We start from the raw sequence: 14,839 nt of genomic DNA, 5'->3' as shown, positions 1-14,839 counted from the left end.
GGGGCTCAGGCGGCCTGCGGCTCGCCGAGCGCGGTGCAAGAAGAAAAGAGGTCGGCAGGCGCGCGCGAGCGTTCGCGCAGCACGCGCTCGAAGTGGGTCGGGTCATGGGCCTTGAGCATGCTCGCTTCACGCGGCAGGTGGAAATCCCACAGCCTTGAGATCCAGAAGCGCAGGGCCGCGGCGCGCAGCATCGCGGGCAGCAGGGCTCGCTCGGCACCTGTCAGCGGCCGCACGGTGGCGTATGCGGCCAGCAGCGCGTCGGCGCGGACCGGGTCGTGCCGGCCGGTGGGAAGGTCGATCGCCCAGTCGTTGAGGCATACCGCCAGGTCGAACAGCCAGGTGTCGGTGCCGGCGAAGTAGAAGTCGAACACGCCGGTCAGATGCGGCGAGTCACCTTCGGTGGCGAACATTGCGTTGTCGCGGAACAGATCGGCGTGTACCGGCCCGCGCGGGAGCGCCGCGTAAGTCGACGATTCGGCGGTGTGGTTCTGGTAGGCCAGTTCACGCTTCAGCAGCGTGGCTTGCGGTGCCTCGAGGTACGGGAGCACCACCGGCGCTGTGTCGTTCCACCAGGCCAGGCCACGCAGGTTGGGCTGGATGCGGGGGAAGTCGCTTGCGGCCTGGTGCATGCGCGCCAGGAGCCGGCCCAACTCGGCGCAATGTGCGGCGGTCGGGGCAAGCTCGCTCTTGCCTGCGAGCCGCTGCACCAGCGCCGCCGGCTTGCCCGCGACCTGGTGCAGGAATTCGCAGGGCGCATTCGCCGGAATGGACAGGGCGTGTCCGCCCGGCGGCTCGATCGCCGGATCGGCAACCGGCTCGGGCACCGGGATGCCACGGGAGGCCAGGTGCTTCATCAAGCAGAGGTAGTAGGGCAGTTGCTGCGGCCCCAGTCGCTCGAACAGCGTCAGGACGAATTCGCCCGACGCGGTGCTGGCGAAATAGTTGGTGTTCTCGATGCCGCCCTCGATGCCCCGCAGGGCGCTGAGCGGACCCAGGCCGAGGCGCTGGACCAGCGCATCGGCTTCGTCGAACCCGACTTCGGTGAAGACCGCCACGGCCGCCCGCGCTCAGAACTTGAGCACGTTCCAGACCCGCGCGCCGTTGCCGTTTCCGCCGCTGGTCTCGGTCGGCCCCTGGCGGTCGCGCCCGCTGTTGTTGGGCAGCACCTCGTACGAAGGCACGTTCGCCTTGGGCTGAACCGTGATGCTCTGGGTCTGGCCGCCGTAGCGCACCTCGTCGACCCGCGCGCCGGAATCCTCGACGTGGATGTACTCGATCTTCTGGTTGCGGTTCGGCGACTCGGGCGCAGCCTGCACCTCGGCGGGGGGCGGGGCGCTCTGGGCATGAACGGCGGCCAGCGGTGCGGCAGCGGCCAGTGCGGCCACCAGGGCGGCGCGGGCAAGCAGAAGAGGAGTGGAGGGCATGGTCGGATTGTAGGCGGCACTCCCCTGGGCCGCGTCAGCAGGACGCTACCGTTGCCGTTGCAAAGGCGCCTTGACGCGGCGCGGCAAAATGCTCCGATGACCGACAAGAAAACATTGCTGCTCGTGGATGGTTCGAGCTACCTCTACCGTGCCTTCCACGCAATGCCCGACCTGCGCGCGGTGCCGGGCGACCCCACCAGCCCGGCGACCGGCGCCATCCGCGGCATGATCAACATGCTGCAGGTGCTGCGCCGCGAGGTCCGGGCCGACTACGCCGCCTGCGTTTTCGACGCGCCCGGCAAGACCTTCCGGGATGCGTGGTATCCGCAGTACAAGGCCAACCGCTCTGCCATGCCCGACGAACTGCGCAGCCAGGTCGAGCCCATTCATGAAGTCGTCAAGCTGCTGGGTTGGCCGGTGCTGTGCGTGCCCGACATCGAGGCCGACGACGTGATCGGCACACTCGCGCGCACCGCGGCGAACCAGGGCGTCGAGGTGATCGTCTCCAGCGGCGACAAGGACCTGAGCCAGCTCGTCGACGAGCACATCACCATCATCGACACCATGAACGGGAAGAAGCGGGACGTGGCCGGCGTCACGGCCGAGTTCGGCGTGCCGCCCCGCCTCATGGTCGACTACCAGACGCTGGTCGGCGACAGCGTCGACAACGTCCCCGGCGTGGAGAAGGTGGGCCCGAAGACGGCCGCCAAGTGGCTGCTGGAGTACGGCTCGCTCGATGCGCTCATCGCGCGCGCCGGCGAGGTCAAGGGGCAGGCCGGCGAGAACCTGCGCAAGGCCCTCGACTGGCTGCCGCAGGGCAAGCGCCTGGTGACCATCCGTACCGATTGCGAGCTCGACGGGCATGTGCCCGGGCTGCCCGCGCTCGATGGCATCGCCATCGGCGCGCAACAGGTCGACGCACTCAAGAGCTTCTATGACAGGTACGGCTTCAAGAGCCTGGTAAAGACCCTGCAGGCGCACGAAGTCCCGCCCGAGCTCCTCGAGGAGAACAAGGCGAAGCACGGGCCCGAGGGCGGCACCGGCCTGCTCGAGGAGCCAGCCGCCGACGCCGCCGCCAAGGCCAGCAACCTGGTCTACGACACGGTCCTCGACTGGGCGCTCTTCGACAGCTGGCTGGCCAAGGTCGAGGCCGCCGAGCTGGTCGCGCTGGACACCGAGACGACGTCGCTCGACGAGATCTACGCCGAGATCGTGGGCATCAGCTTCAGCGTCAAGCCCGGCGAGGCGGCCTACATCCCCATGGCACACAATTACGGCGACGCGCCGGCGCAGTTGCCGCGCGACGAGGTGCTCGCGAAGCTCAAGCCCTGGCTGGAAGACGGCACGAAGAAGAAGCTGGGCCAGCACGTCAAGTACGACCGCCACGTGTTCGCCAACCATGGCATCGAGGTGCAGGGCTACGCGCACGACACCATGCTGCAGAGCTATGTACTGGAAGTGCACAAACCGCACGGACTGGCCAGCCTGGCCGAGCGCCACCTGGGCCGCAGCGGCATCGACTACGAAGACCTGTGCGGCAAGGGCGCGCACCAGATCCCGTTCAGCCAGGTGTCGATCGAAAAGGCCGCCGAGTATTCCTGCGAGGACTCCGACCAGACGCTGGACGTGCACCTCGCGCTGTGGCCCAGGCTGCAGGCCGACGACAAGCTGCGCTTCATCTACGAGCTGGAGATGGCTTCCAGCGAGGCGCTCTACCGCGTCGAGCGCAACGGCGTGCTGATCGACGCGCCCATGCTGGCGGCCCAGAGCAATGACCTGGGCAAGCGCATCATGGCCTTGGAGCAGGAGGCCTACGAACTCGCCGGCCAGCCTTTCAACCTGGGTTCGCCGAAGCAGATCGGCGAGGTCTTCTTCACCAAGCTGGGACTGCCGGTCATCAAGAAAACGCCGAGCGGCGCGCCGAGCACCGACGAGGAGGTGCTGGAGAAGCTGGCCGAAGACTTCCCGCTGCCGGCCAAGATCCTCGAGCACCGCGGCTTGTCCAAGCTCAAGGGCACGTACACCGACAAGCTGGGCCAGCTGGCGCATCCGCGCTCGGGCCGCGTGCACACGCACTACGCACAGGCGGTGGCGGTGACGGGGCGCCTGTCCAGCAACGACCCGAACCTCCAGAACATCCCGATCCGTACCCCTGAAGGCCGCCGCGTGCGCGAGGCCTTCGTGGCGCCGGCGGGCAGCGTGATCGCGAGCTCCGACTATTCGCAGATCGAGCTGCGCATCATGGCCCACATCAGCGGCGATGCGTCGCTGCTGCGCGCATTCACCGAGGGGATCGACGTGCACCGCGCGACCGCGGCCGAGGTCTTCGGCCTGGCGGTCGACCAGGTGTCGAGCGAGCAGCGCCGCTATGCCAAGGTGATCAACTTCGGGTTGATCTACGGCATGAGCAGCTTTGGCCTGGCGCGCAACCTGGGCATCGACACCAAGGCCGCAGCCTCCTACATCGACCGCTACTTCGCCCGCTATCCGGGTGTGAAGCTCTACATGGACGAGACCAAGGCTTCAGCCAGGGAAACGGGATACGTCGAAACCGTTTTCGGCCGGCGACTCTACCTGCCGGAAATCAGGTCGCCCAACGGGCCTCGTCGAGGTGCGGCCGAGCGCGCTGCCATCAACGCGCCGATGCAGGGCACGGCGGCCGACCTCATCAAGCTCAGCATGGTCAAGGTGCAGGAGGTGCTCGACGCCGAACAGCGTCGTACCAAGATGATCATGCAGGTGCACGACGAACTGGTGTTCGAGGTGCCCGAGGACGAGGTCGACTGGGTCCGCGTCGAGATCCCGCGCCTGATGGCCGGCGTGGCGGAACTCAAGGCCCCGCTCCTGGCCGAGATCGGCTTTGGCCCGAACTGGGACAAGGCCCACTGAACGCAGCAGGCAGGAAGAAAAGCCACAACCCAAAGGAAGACAAGAAAGATGAAGCTCTCGCATTCCCTCCGCACTTTCGTGCTCGGCGCTGTCTGCGCCGCCTCGCTCGGCATCGCCTCGGCCGCGCCCGACGATCGCATTGCTGCGCTGGCCGCCAAGGAAAAGCCCGCTTTGCTCGATACCTTGAAGCAGCTGGTTTCCATCGAATCGGGCAGCCGCGACCTCGAAGGCCTGGACAAGATCGCCAACCTGATCGGCGAGCGTCTCAAGGCGCTGGGCGGGCAGGTCGAGATGGTCGACACGACCGCGGAGGCCTACCGCATGGAGGACACGCCCGAGAAGATCGGCAAGGCAGTGCGCGCCACCTTCAAGGGGACCGGCAGCAAGAAGATCATGCTGATTGCCCACATGGACACGGTCTATCAGATCGGCATGCTGAACAAGCAGCCCTTCCGTGTCGAGGGCGACAAGGCCTACGGCCTCGGCATTGCCGACGACAAGCAGGGCGTGGCCGTGATCCTGCATGCAGTCGCATTGCTGAAGGCGCTCGACTTCAAGGAATACGGCACCCTCACGGTGCTGATCAACGGCGACGAGGAAATCAGTTCGCCCGGCTCGCGCGCGCTCATCAGCCGGCTCGGCGCGGAGCACGACGCGGTGATGTCGTACGAAGGCGCCTCGGTCAAGGAAGACAAGCTCTCGCTCGCCACAGCAGGCATCGCCTCGGTGTCGCTCCATGTCAACGGCAAGGCCTCGCATGCGGGCTCGGCGCCGGAGCTGGGCGTGAACGCGCTGTACGAGCTCTCGCACCAGATCCTGCAGATGCGCGACTTGTCCGACCCGGCGACGGGGCTCAAGATGAACTGGACCATTGCGAAAGCGGGGACCAACCGGAACGTGATCCCGGCCTCGGCCAGCGCCGGAGCCGACGTTCGGGTGCTCAAGGTCAGCGACTACGACCGCATCGAGAAGCAGGTGCAGGAGCGCGTGAAGAAGCAGCTGATCCCCGAGGCCAAGGTCGAGATGAAGTTCGAGCGCCGTCGCCCGCCGCTGGAGGCCACCGACGCCTCGCGCGCGCTCGCCTTTCACGCGCAGGCGATCTACAAGGAGTTAGGTCGCGACCTGGGCGCGGACGACAAGGTGGCCGGCGGCGGCACCGACGCAGCCTTTGCCGCGCTGCAGACCAAGGCCCCTGTGGTCGAACGCTTCGGTTTGCAGGGCTTCGGCGCGCACTCGGCCGATGCCGAGTACGTACTGGTCGACTCCATCGAGCCGCGGCTCTACCTGGCGACGCGGATGGTGATGGACATCTCGCGCGGCAAGGTCGGCAAGTAGCCCGTCGATGCGCCTGCGCCACATCGAGGTTTTCAACGCCATCATGCTCACCGGCAGCGTGAGCGCGGCGGCCAGGCTCATCAACATCACCCAGCCGGCGGTCAGCCGCACGCTGCAGCACGCGGAGCTCCAGCTGGGCTTTCCGCTGTTCCAGCGCGCCAAAGGGCGGCTCACCCCGACGACCGAGGCGCAGGCGCTGTATCCGCATATCGAGCGGCTGTTCGAGCAGCTCGATGAAGTGCAACGGCTGGCGGCCCACCTGCGCACGGGCAGCGACGCCGGCGAGCTGCGCATCCTCACGGTGCTGGCGCTGAGCTATGAAGTGCTGCCGCGCGCGCTCAAGGCGTTCCGGCAGAAGCATGCGGGAATCGCCGTCACCGTGGAGTCGCTGCATTCGCCGCAGATCATGTCGGCCTTGCTGCGGCAAGAGGCCGACGTGGGCTTTGCCTTCAGTCCCGCGGTGCATCCCTCGCTCACGCAGGAGGCGCTGGCCGACAGTCGCATGGTGTGCATCGCACCCAAGGGAATGCTGCCGCGCGCGCTGGTGCGCAACGGCTCGGCGGCGCTGCACGATCTGGTCAAGGTGCCGGTGGTCGGGCTCGACAGCCGCGACCCCGTAGGCACCAGCCTGAGCCAGGCATGCAGGCAGGCCGGCGTGGGCTTTCAGGAGGCCGTCGTCACGGTGCAGACCTACCATGCCGCGCTGGCCATGGCGCATCACGGGCTCGGCGTGGCCCTGGTCGACGGCTGCACGGCCGGCTCGGCCGATCGCGACAAGGTGGATGTGCTGGCGCTGGAGCCGCGCATTCCGGTGCCGATCCGTGCCTTGCGATTTGCCGAACGGCCCGATTCGGTGGCGGTTCGCGCCATCACGCGCTGCATGCGCGATGCGATCGAAGCGATGGCCTAGGCGGCCAATTGCCGCGCCACGCGTTCTGCCGATCCGAAGGCCAGCGTGAAACCCAGCGCGCCGTGGCCGGTATTGAACACCACGTTCGACGGCGCGCCGGCCACGTGCCCGATGATCGGAACGCCCGTCGGCGTGGCCGGGCGCATGCCGGTCCAGGGATGGAGCGCCTCCATGCGGCCGGCCTGCGGGAACACGGCGCGCGTCGCGGCGGCCAGGGTCTCGATGCGTGTGGCCGGGATGCTGGCATCGTGCCCCACCAGCTCGGCCATCCCGGCCACACGCAGGCGCGAGCCGATGCGCGCGAACACCACCTTGCGCGCGCTGTCGGTCACGCTGACGTGCGGCGCGGTGCCAGGTGCGCCATCCACATCGACCGTGATGCTGTAGCCCTTGAGCGGATAGACCGGCAAATAGGCGCCGAGCTGGCGACCCAGCCGGTGCGAAGCGGTGCCCAGGGCCATGACGAAGGCGTCGGCCTCCACGTCTCCGGCGCTGGTCCGCACCGCAGCCACTCGGCCATCACGCCGGTCGAAGCCCTGCACCTCGCAATCGAGCAGGAAGCGCACGCCGCGCGCCCGCAACGCATGTTCAAGCGCAATGCAGAGCTTGAGGCAGTCGGCGGCACATTCGCTGGGCGTGTGGATGGCGCCGGCCATCTGGCCGCGGTACGCCGCAAGCGCCGGCTCGATCGCGATGCTTTCGTCCGGCGTGAGCAGCCGCTGCTCGCTGCCCATCGTGCGCTGGAGCTCGAGCTGCCGGCGGGCGCCGTCCAGCGAGGCGGCGCTCGCATACAGAACCAGCTTGCCGGTGCTGGAGAAATCGCAGTCGGGCCTGAGCTCGCTGAGCATCGCTTCGAAGGCCACGCGGCTCTCTGCCGCCAGTGCGAGGAGCCGGGCCGTGGTCTGGTGTGAGGTGCGCGCGTTGCACGCCGCGAGAAAGGCGAGGCCCCAACGCCACTGCAGCGGATCCAGCTGGGGCCGCAGCTTGAGCGGGGAGGAGGGCGAGAACAGCAACTTGGGCAGTTGCTTCCAGATGGAAGGATCCGCCAGCGGCTGCACGTACGAATAGCTCAGCTGTGCGCCATTGCCACCGCTGGCGCCGGACCCGGGCGCCGCACGGTCGACCACGCTCACCTGAAAGCCGCGCCGGCTCAACTGCCAGGCCGTGCTCAGGCCCACGATGCCGGCGCCCAGCACACCCACATGCATGACGCATCTTCCTGTCGCGTTGATGAATGCGCCGACTCTAGGCGGTGGCTGCGCGCGCGTGAAATGCCAAAACCGCCGCAGCCCATAGCCAAAGCTCATGCCCCAAAGAAGCAGCCCATAACTTTTGATCATGGGCATGCCCGCAAAAGGAATTGTGACTGCGGCTCAAATCATTCCTACACTCCGCAACACATTCCAATTCGACCGAAAGGGCTCGCATGAAAATTTCCGTACTGATGGCTGCCGTGGCGCTCGCCGCTGTTGCGACGGGCGCGCAGGCTGCCGACACCCTGGCGAAGATCGCCGCCTCCGGCAAGATCACGCTCGCCTACCGCGAGTCCTCCGTGCCCTTCAGCTATCTGGACGGGGGCAAGCCGATCGGATTCTCGGTCGAGCTGTCCAATGCGGTGGTCGAGGCGGTCAAGAAGAAGCTCAACAAGCCCAACCTCGAGGTGGCGATGATGGCCGTGACCTCGCAGAACCGCATCCCGCTGCTGAGCAACGGCACCATCGATCTCGAATGCGGTTCCACCACGAACAACAGCGCGCGCGCCAAGGACGTGAGCTTCGCCGTCAACCACTTCTACACAGGCACGCGCCTGCTGGTCAAGAAGTCGTCCAACATCAAGGACTACGCCGACCTGGCGAAGAAGACGGTCACGAGCACCACCGGCACCACCAACGCGCTGGTCATGCGCAAGTACAACGCCGAGAAGAACCTCGACATGGACCTCGTGCTCGCCAAGGACCATGCCGACGCATTCCTGCTGGTCGAGAGCGGCCGCGCCGTTGCCTTCGCCATGGACGACATCCTGCTCTTCGGGCTCATGGCCAATGCCAAGAACCCTGCGGAGTTCGAGGTCGTGGGCGAGGCGCTGCAGGTCGAGCCCTATGCCTGCATGCTGGCCAAGGACGACACCGCTTTCAAGAAGCTGGTGGACGACACCTTCATCGGCCTGATGAAGAGCGGCGAGTTCGAGAAGATGTACACCAAGTGGTTCCTGCAGCCGATCCCGCCGAAGAACGTGCCCCTGAACCTTCCGATGAGCCCGCAGCTGCGCGAGAACATCAAGTCGCCCAGCGACAAACCGGCGACCTGAGCGGCAAGCCCAGGTCGAGCAAAGAGGCCGCGATGCTGAAGCCGCAGACGGTCGGCATTCTCGGCGGCATGGGGCCGGCCGCCGGCGCCGACTTCGTGCGCCTCTTCGTCGAAGCCTGTACACGGGTCATGCGTGACCGTGGCGAGCCAGTGCGCGATCAGGGCTTTCCCGAGCATTGGCTGGCGCAGGTGCCGGTGCCCGACCGCAGCGGCGCGCTCGAGTCGAACGCGCTCGGCGCCCACCAGCCGCTGGAGCCCATGCTGCAGGCGCTGGGGCGGCTGGCCGCACTGGGCAGCCGCGCCGTGGCGATCGCCTGCAACACGGCCCACGCCTGGCATGCCAAGCTGCAGGAGCGTTTCCCACACATCGAGGTGTTGCATGTGGCGCGCGAGGTCTCGGCCCGGTTGGCAGCCGAAGGCGTGCGCGGCACGGCACTGATGGCGACCGAGGGCACCTACCGCGTCGGCCTCTACGAGCAAGCGCTCGCCGATGCGGGACTGGCCTGCCACCTGCCGCTGGCCGAAGAGCGCGGGCTGCTGATGCGCGGCATCTACGATGGCGTGAAGGCCGGCGACTTGCGTCTGGCGGCGCATTGCTTCAGCCGGGTCGCACTGCAGCTGGCGGACCGTCATGGCCCGGTGCCCATCGTCATGGGCTGCACGGAGATCCCGTTGGGGCTGCAAGGCTCGGCTGCCGTCGCCGGGCTGCGGCTGGTCGATCCGGCGAGGGTGCTGGCCTCCGCGCTGGCGCGACGGGCCTACGACGGGGTTTCACAGTCACAGCAAGTTCACGCCTGATCGCCTACAGTGCGGCCTTCGCCTGCGCGCGCTTGCGTGGCTGGATGTCTTTTCTTCAAGGAGTTCGCACTCATGCCCCATTGCCGGACTGGTTCCGATCTGCAAGCCGACTTCGATTCGCTTCGACCGGGCGAGAGCACTGAGCAAGGCGCCACGCGGCGTACCGCCCTCAAGGCTGCCATCGGTGTCGGCTATGCGGCGGCCACGCTGCCCATCGCGGCGCAGACCGCGATCAACACCCCCGCCGACGGCCTGAAGGCCGGCCCCGTCAAGTACAGCGTGAACGGCTTCGAGGTGCCGGCCTATGCCGCCGCGCCCGCCGGCAAGACAGACCTGCCCGTGGTGCTGGTGGTGCAGGAGATCTTCGGCGTGCACGAGTACATCGCCGATACCTGCAGGCGTCTCGCGAAGGCCGGCTACTTCGCCATAGCGCCCGAGCTCTATGCGCGCCAGGGTAATCCGCGCAGCTACACCGACATCCCGAAGCTGCAGGCCGAAGTCGTCAGCAAGGTGTCCGACGCACAGGTCCTGGCCGACCTCGACGGCGCCCTGAAGTACGCCGCGGCGAACGGTGGCGACGCCGGCGAGGCCGCCATCACTGGCTTCTGCTGGGGCGGGCGCATCGTCTGGCTCTACGCGGCCACCGGCAAGGTCAAGGCGGGAGTCGCCTGGTACGGCCGCCTGGTTGGCCAGCCCGGCCCGCTGACGCCGAAGCACCCGATCGATCTGGTCGCCGAACTGAAGGCCCCGGTGCTCGGCCTCTATGGCGGCAAGGACCAGGGCATCCCCCTTGACACCGTTGATAAGATGAAAGCGGCTCTGGCCACCGGTTCGCCGGCGGCCAAGGCCTCCCAGTTCGTCGTGTACCCCGAAGCGGGCCACGCCTTCCATGCCGACTACCGGCCGAGCTACGTTGCAGCTGCGGCCGAGGACGGTTGGGAGCGCGCCCTCGCGTGGTTCAAGACCCACGGCGTCGACTGAGGTGCTCCGCTTTCTGCTGAAAGCCGTCCGATGGGCGGCTTTTGTTTTTCTCGTGAAGCCGACATGAACCTGTTCGTCATCATCGCCGCGACCCTGGTCGCCGGCATCGGAAGTGTCTGGGTCGCCGCGCTGCTGTTGCGCGTGGGCGTGCGCCGGGGCGGCGGCGTCGATCCGCAGCACCTGCTGAGCCTGGCGGCCGGCGCATTGCTCGCGACCGCCTTCATGCATCTGCTGCCCGAGGCCTTCGAGAGCCGTATCGAACCAAGCCTGCTGTTCGGCGTATTGCTCGGTGGGCTGGTGCTGTTCTTCCTGCTCGACAAGGCCGAACTCTGGCACCACGGCCATGAGCACCATCATGGCGACGAGGCACACCACGAACACGGGCACGCGCACGCGCACGGGCACGCGCATTCACACGGCCACCAGCCTGCGCGCAAGGGTGGCGGGTGGGCCGTGCTCACGGGCGACAGCGTGCATTGCTTCGGCGACGGCATCCTGATCGCCTCGGCCTTCATCGCCGACCTTCGCCTCGGATTGGTTGCGGCGCTCGCGGTGCTGGCGCACGAAGTGCCGCACCACATCGGAGATCTGGTCGTGCTGCGCCAGAGCTCGCCCGATGCGAAGGCGGCGCTGGTCAAGGTGTCGCTTGCCGGCACCATGACCGCGCTGGGTGGATTTGCCGGCTGGTGGCTCGTTGATCAGCTTCATGCCCTGCTGCCTTACTTCCTGGTGCTCGCTTCCAGCAGTTTTGTCTACGTGGCGCTGGCCGACCTCATCCCGCAACTGCAGAGGCGGCTGAGCGCACGCGAGACTGCATGGCAGGTCGCCTGGCTTGCGGCAGGCCTCCTGCTGGTGATGGGCGTCAGCCGCCTGGCCCATGGCGAGCACGGGCATGCCCATGAGCATGCCGAGCCATCCCACGAGGAACACGGACACAGTCACTGAAAGGGCGTGGAAGCGGTTCTCTCCGACACGGCGCCCGTTCGGCCGGTTGCAAACTCGGGCTACCCAAGTCGGGCGAGGAGGCTCACACTTGGGCCTCGCCAACGCGAGCCATCACAGCTTAGGAGCCGAACATGAACCGCGCCGATGCACCGTTGCGTTCCGTCGATCCCATCGACGATCCCGCCGAAGAAGAGTCAGAGGACGACGAGCTGTCCGCAGACGAAGCTCTGGACGACGAAACCGAGCTGTCCGACGAGATTTCGGAAACCGGCATCGACCTGAGTGACGCCAGCGAGCTCGACGCCGACAACGTGCCGGCCGACGAGGAATTCGATCGCGTCATGCAGGCGCCGGATTGACAAGGTCGGCAGCGGCTTTTTTCAGCCCTCGAGCGTGAAGCCCACTTTCAGCGTGACCTGCCAATGCGCGATCTTGCCGTCCTGCACGTGGCCCCGGGTCTCGGTGACCTCGAACCACTGGATGTTGCGCACCGACTCGCTGGCCTTGGCAATCGCACACTGCACGGCATCGTCGCTGCTCGTGGGCGAGGAGCCGGTGAGTTCGAGGAGTTTGTAGACGTGATTGGACATGAAGCGCTCCTTGGGTTATGAGACGGGGGACGCTGCCGCTGGCAGGGCAACGCTGCGTTCATCATAGGCGCGGGCCCCGCAACTGTCCGCTACTTCGCCCCGCTGGTGTACTTGGTGACGGTGTCCGCCGTCACGTGGTACCCGCTCACGCCCATCATCGAGTCGTTGCGCAAGGTCTGGAGCTTGCCGGTGATCCATACCGTGTCCATCGCCCGGAACTTCGCGCCGTTGCGCGGGCGCACATGCACGATCTGGTTGGCAGGCGGCGGCGGCGTGTGGATGCAGGCGCCGAAGTAGGGCACCAGCAGGAACTCCGTGACTTCGCCCTTGTTCTCTTCCAGGGGCACGATGAAACCCGGCAGCTTGATGTCCACGCCGTTCATTGCCGCGTTGGTGGGTGCGTTGTTCGAAGCTTCCTGCATCTTCATCAGCAGCTCGTTGGCGCGCGGATCGCCGTCCTCGAACTTGCTCAGGTCCATGTCCTTGAACTCCTTCATCGGGTCCCAGTCCTTGGGGACCAGTTCTTCCCAGGCGATCAGCCGCGGCTGGCCCGGCGCTGGCTTGGCGGCTGCGTCCTTGCCGCCCAAGGGATTCGTGGGCGAGGTCGCCTGCGGCGCGGGGTCGGCAGCGAAGGCCGTGACGGTCGCGGCGCACAGCGCCAGGAGCAGGGGAAGCAATGTCTTCTTCATCATGTTCAGGTCCTTGGAGAGAGGCCGTCGGCGAGCGAGAGACGGTAGGCGCGCACGCCCGGCAGCAGGCTGGCCAGCCAGCCCGCGGCCAGCAGCGCGGCGAGCAGGGCCCATTCTCGAAGTGTAGGTTCGGACAGCGAGAGTGCCAGCCCGAAGTGCGCCTGCAGCCATGGCGAAAGCAGGGCAATGCCCAGCGCCGCCGCCACGAAGCCGAGCGCCACGCCCAGCAGCGTGACGATCGCGCCTTCGAGCGCCAGCAGCGCCAGCACATGGCGCAAGCTCGCGCCCACCGCACGCAGCACTGCGAGCTCGCGGCGGCGCTCGTTCAGCCCGGCCATCACCACCGACACCAGTCCTGCAAGGCTGACCAGCGCGACGAGCGCGGACATCAGCAGCAGCGCGTTCTCGCCGACGCCGATCACGCTCCACAGTTCGTCCAGCGCGACGCCTGGCAGGATGGCCATCAGCGCCTCGGGCTGGTAGGTCGAGACCCAGCGCTGCACCGAGAACACCGCGGCGCGGTTCTTGAGTCCGACCAGCGCAGCGGTCACGGTCTTGGGCGTGAGATCGAACTTGCGCACTTGCTCGGCCGGGATGCGCACGCCGGGCAGGGGCGCGCCGCCGCGCCATTCGAGGTGCAAGGCCTCCATTGCTTCCAGGCCGATATGGACCGTGCGATCGACCGGCGTGCCGGTGCGCGCGAGCACGCCCGCCACGACGAAGGGCTTGTCGGCGTGCTCTGCCACGTTGAGCTCGCCGCTCCCGTGCGCCAGGGTGATGTGCTGGCCGACGTGGTAGCCCAGCCGATCCGCCACCTCGGCGCCGATCACCGTGTCGAAGAGTTCAGCAAAAGGTTTGCCCTCGCGCAGCCGCAGCGGCTGGCGATTGCCGTAGCGGAAATGCTGGAAGTAGTCTGGCGATGTCGCGAGCACCGCGAAGCCGCGGTGGGAATCGCCCAGCGACAGCGGCACCACCCAGCTCACGCCTGGGTGCGCAGCCAGCGCCTGCACGCTCTGCCACTGCATGTTGCTGGTGGCGGTGCCGATGCGGAACACCGAGTACAACAGCAATTGCGAAGAGCCGGTGCGAGCGCCCACGATCAGGTCGGTGCCCGAGACCGACGCGGAGAAGTTGTCGCGCAGCTCGGTGCGGATGCGCTCGACGCCCAGCAGCAGGAAGGTTGAAAGCGCGATCGACAGAACCGTGAGCGCGAGCGTGAAGCGGCGGTTCCAGGCGCTGCTCCACGCGATGGCGATGAGCGTCCTCATGGCGGCGCAAGCTCCGCGGCGCGGTTGATTTCGGGCAAGAGCAGATGCCGGCCGAAGCGCGCCGCGATGCGCTGGTCATGGCTCACGAACACCAGCGCGCTGCGGTTCGCGCGGCAGGCTTCGACCAGGACGTCGAGGAAGGCCTCGCGCCGGTCCTCGTCGAGGGCCGAGGTGGGCTCGTCGGCGATCACGACCTCGGGGTGCCCGATGAGCGCGCGTGCTGCCGCCACGCGCTGCTGCTGGCCGACCGACAGCTGCATCGCCTGACGCTTCCACAGGGCGTGCGGCAGGCCCATGGCTTCGAGCAGTTGCACGGCCTGTGTGCGCGCGCCACCCTCACGCGCGGCTTGCTCGCGGCGGCGCGCCGAGAAGCGGCAGGGCAGCAGCACGTTGTCGAGCACGCTCAGGTAAGGCAGCAGGTTGAACTGCTGGAAGATGTAGCCCACATGCGCGACCCGCGAGCGGTCGCGCGCAGCGCCCGAGAGTGCGGCCCAGTCTTGGCCGAGGAGCGTCACGCGGCCCCCATCTGCGACCAGCACACCGGCCAGCAGCGACAGCAGCGTGCTCTTTCCGCAGCCGCTGGGTCCGTGCAGGAAGACGGCCTCGCCGGCCTCGATGTCGAGCCGTTCGATGTCGATGCAGGGGCCGGAAGCGCCGGGCCAGGCGAAGCGCAGCGCTTCGGCGGAAAGGACGGCGCTCACCG

Annotated in this window: 15 protein-coding genes; 8 read left to right on the top strand and 7 right to left on the bottom strand. The window is 67.4% G+C overall.

The features are described 5' to 3' along the window. Positions 1–5: 5 nt before the first annotated feature. Positions 6–1,055 (bottom strand): homoserine kinase, encoded by a 1,050-nt coding sequence (locus E5CHR_RS23715; protein ID WP_162582117.1) that lies wholly within the window; start codon positions 1,053–1,055, stop codon positions 6–8. Positions 1,056–1,067: 12 nt separating this feature from the next. After that, positions 1,068–1,424, bottom strand: coding sequence for a hypothetical protein (locus E5CHR_RS23710; RefSeq protein WP_162582116.1), 357 nt, complete (start codon positions 1,422–1,424; stop codon positions 1,068–1,070). 96 nt (positions 1,425–1,520) lie between these two features. On the opposite strand from E5CHR_RS23710, the gene polA reads away from it, so the two are divergent. Genes polA through E5CHR_RS23695 form a run of 3 tightly spaced genes read left to right on the top strand, consistent with a single transcriptional unit; the run spans position 1,521 to position 6,558 of the window. Continuing rightward, positions 1,521–4,313, top strand: a complete 2,793-nt coding sequence (polA, locus tag E5CHR_RS23705) for a DNA polymerase I (protein WP_162582115.1) — start codon at positions 1,521–1,523, stop codon at positions 4,311–4,313. 48 nt (positions 4,314–4,361) lie between these two features. Then, entirely contained in the window at positions 4,362–5,648 is a 1,287-nt protein-coding gene (locus E5CHR_RS23700; protein ID WP_162582114.1) for a M20/M25/M40 family metallo-hydrolase, read from the top strand. A 7-nt stretch (positions 5,649–5,655) separates the two neighbouring features. Continuing rightward, positions 5,656–6,558, top strand: coding sequence for a LysR family transcriptional regulator (locus tag E5CHR_RS23695; protein ID WP_162582113.1), 903 nt, complete (start codon positions 5,656–5,658; stop codon positions 6,556–6,558). Here the strand turns inward: E5CHR_RS23695 and E5CHR_RS23690 are convergent. Continuing rightward, complete coding sequence (locus E5CHR_RS23690; protein WP_162582112.1) at positions 6,555–7,766, bottom strand: D-amino acid dehydrogenase; 1,212 nt, start codon at positions 7,764–7,766, stop codon at positions 6,555–6,557. The two genes, E5CHR_RS23695 and E5CHR_RS23690, sit on opposite strands and share 4 nt — an antisense overlap. A 218-nt stretch (positions 7,767–7,984) precedes the next feature. Between E5CHR_RS23690 and E5CHR_RS23685 the strand changes: the two genes are divergently transcribed. The 5 genes from E5CHR_RS23685 to E5CHR_RS23665 all read left to right on the top strand — a co-directional run bounded on the left by E5CHR_RS23685 (position 7,985) and on the right by E5CHR_RS23665 (position 11,948). Next, entirely contained in the window at positions 7,985–8,866 is an 882-nt protein-coding gene (locus E5CHR_RS23685) for a transporter substrate-binding domain-containing protein (RefSeq protein WP_162582111.1), read from the top strand. A 32-nt stretch (positions 8,867–8,898) separates the two neighbouring features. Continuing rightward, positions 8,899–9,663: an aspartate/glutamate racemase family protein gene (locus E5CHR_RS23680; protein WP_162582110.1), complete on the top strand. Its 765-nt coding sequence runs from the start codon at positions 8,899–8,901 to the stop codon at positions 9,661–9,663. Positions 9,664–9,735: 72 nt separating this feature from the next. Then, positions 9,736–10,644, top strand: a complete 909-nt coding sequence (locus E5CHR_RS23675) for a dienelactone hydrolase family protein (RefSeq protein WP_162582109.1) — start codon at positions 9,736–9,738, stop codon at positions 10,642–10,644. Positions 10,645–10,707: 63 nt separating this feature from the next. Next, the gene (locus E5CHR_RS23670) at positions 10,708–11,589 is read left to right on the top strand and encodes a ZIP family metal transporter (protein WP_162582108.1); all 882 of its coding nucleotides are present in this window, start codon (positions 10,708–10,710) and stop codon (positions 11,587–11,589) included. A gap of 131 nt (positions 11,590–11,720) precedes the next feature. After that, a complete protein-coding gene (locus E5CHR_RS23665) occupies positions 11,721–11,948 on the top strand; it encodes a hypothetical protein (protein WP_232062173.1) in 228 nt (75 codons plus the stop codon). Between the two features lie 21 nt (positions 11,949–11,969). Here E5CHR_RS23665 and E5CHR_RS23660 read toward each other — a convergent pair whose 3' ends face one another. From E5CHR_RS23660 to E5CHR_RS23645, 4 genes are all read right to left on the bottom strand, one after another. Further along, entirely contained in the window at positions 11,970–12,179 is a 210-nt protein-coding gene (locus E5CHR_RS23660; RefSeq protein WP_162582107.1) for a dodecin, read from the bottom strand. A gap of 89 nt (positions 12,180–12,268) precedes the next feature. Next, positions 12,269–12,868, bottom strand: a complete 600-nt coding sequence (locus E5CHR_RS23655; protein WP_443083124.1) for a DUF3299 domain-containing protein — start codon at positions 12,866–12,868, stop codon at positions 12,269–12,271. Positions 12,869–12,873: 5 nt separating this feature from the next. Then, a complete protein-coding gene (locus E5CHR_RS23650) occupies positions 12,874–14,136 on the bottom strand; it encodes an ABC transporter permease (RefSeq protein ID WP_162582105.1) in 1,263 nt (420 codons plus the stop codon). Beyond that, on the bottom strand, positions 14,133–14,837 hold the full coding sequence (locus E5CHR_RS23645) for an ABC transporter ATP-binding protein (RefSeq protein ID WP_162582104.1): 705 nt from the start codon (positions 14,835–14,837) through the stop codon (positions 14,133–14,135). Before E5CHR_RS23645 ends, E5CHR_RS23650 begins: the two co-directional genes overlap by 4 nt. Positions 14,838–14,839 lie beyond the last annotated feature (2 nt).

Source organism: Variovorax sp. PBS-H4 (genome assembly GCF_901827205.1).
Classification (GTDB): Bacteria; Pseudomonadota; Gammaproteobacteria; order Burkholderiales; family Burkholderiaceae_C; genus Variovorax.
The sequence above is the reverse complement of the archived record's forward strand: the minus strand, read 5'-3'. Positions and strand labels throughout refer to the sequence as shown.

What these genes read in the sequence shown, in the direction of transcription:
- E5CHR_RS23670 (WP_162582108.1), top strand. Translation starts at nt 10,708, where the DNA reads ATGAACCTGTTCGTCATCATCGCCGCGACCCTGGTCGCCGGCATCGGA.
- E5CHR_RS23680 (WP_162582110.1), top strand. Translation starts at nt 8,899, where the DNA reads ATGCTGAAGCCGCAGACGGTCGGCATTCTCGGCGGCATGGGGCCGGCC.
- polA (WP_162582115.1), top strand. Translation starts at nt 1,521, where the DNA reads ATGACCGACAAGAAAACATTGCTGCTCGTGGATGGTTCGAGCTACCTC.
- E5CHR_RS23695 (WP_162582113.1), top strand. Translation starts at nt 5,656, where the DNA reads ATGCGCCTGCGCCACATCGAGGTTTTCAACGCCATCATGCTCACCGGC.
- E5CHR_RS23650 (WP_162582105.1), bottom strand. Translation starts at nt 14,136, where the DNA reads ATGAGGACGCTCATCGCCATCGCGTGGAGCAGCGCCTGGAACCGCCGC.
- E5CHR_RS23665 (WP_232062173.1), top strand. Translation starts at nt 11,721, where the DNA reads ATGAACCGCGCCGATGCACCGTTGCGTTCCGTCGATCCCATCGACGAT.
- E5CHR_RS23690 (WP_162582112.1), bottom strand. Translation starts at nt 7,766, where the DNA reads ATGCATGTGGGTGTGCTGGGCGCCGGCATCGTGGGCCTGAGCACGGCC.
- E5CHR_RS23675 (WP_162582109.1), top strand. Translation starts at nt 9,736, where the DNA reads ATGCCCCATTGCCGGACTGGTTCCGATCTGCAAGCCGACTTCGATTCG.
- E5CHR_RS23710 (WP_162582116.1), bottom strand. Translation starts at nt 1,424, where the DNA reads ATGCCCTCCACTCCTCTTCTGCTTGCCCGCGCCGCCCTGGTGGCCGCA.
- E5CHR_RS23700 (WP_162582114.1), top strand. Translation starts at nt 4,362, where the DNA reads ATGAAGCTCTCGCATTCCCTCCGCACTTTCGTGCTCGGCGCTGTCTGC.
- E5CHR_RS23660 (WP_162582107.1), bottom strand. Translation starts at nt 12,179, where the DNA reads ATGTCCAATCACGTCTACAAACTCCTCGAACTCACCGGCTCCTCGCCC.
- E5CHR_RS23655 (WP_443083124.1), bottom strand. Translation starts at nt 12,868, where the DNA reads ATGAAGAAGACATTGCTTCCCCTGCTCCTGGCGCTGTGCGCCGCGACC.
- E5CHR_RS23685 (WP_162582111.1), top strand. Translation starts at nt 7,985, where the DNA reads ATGAAAATTTCCGTACTGATGGCTGCCGTGGCGCTCGCCGCTGTTGCG.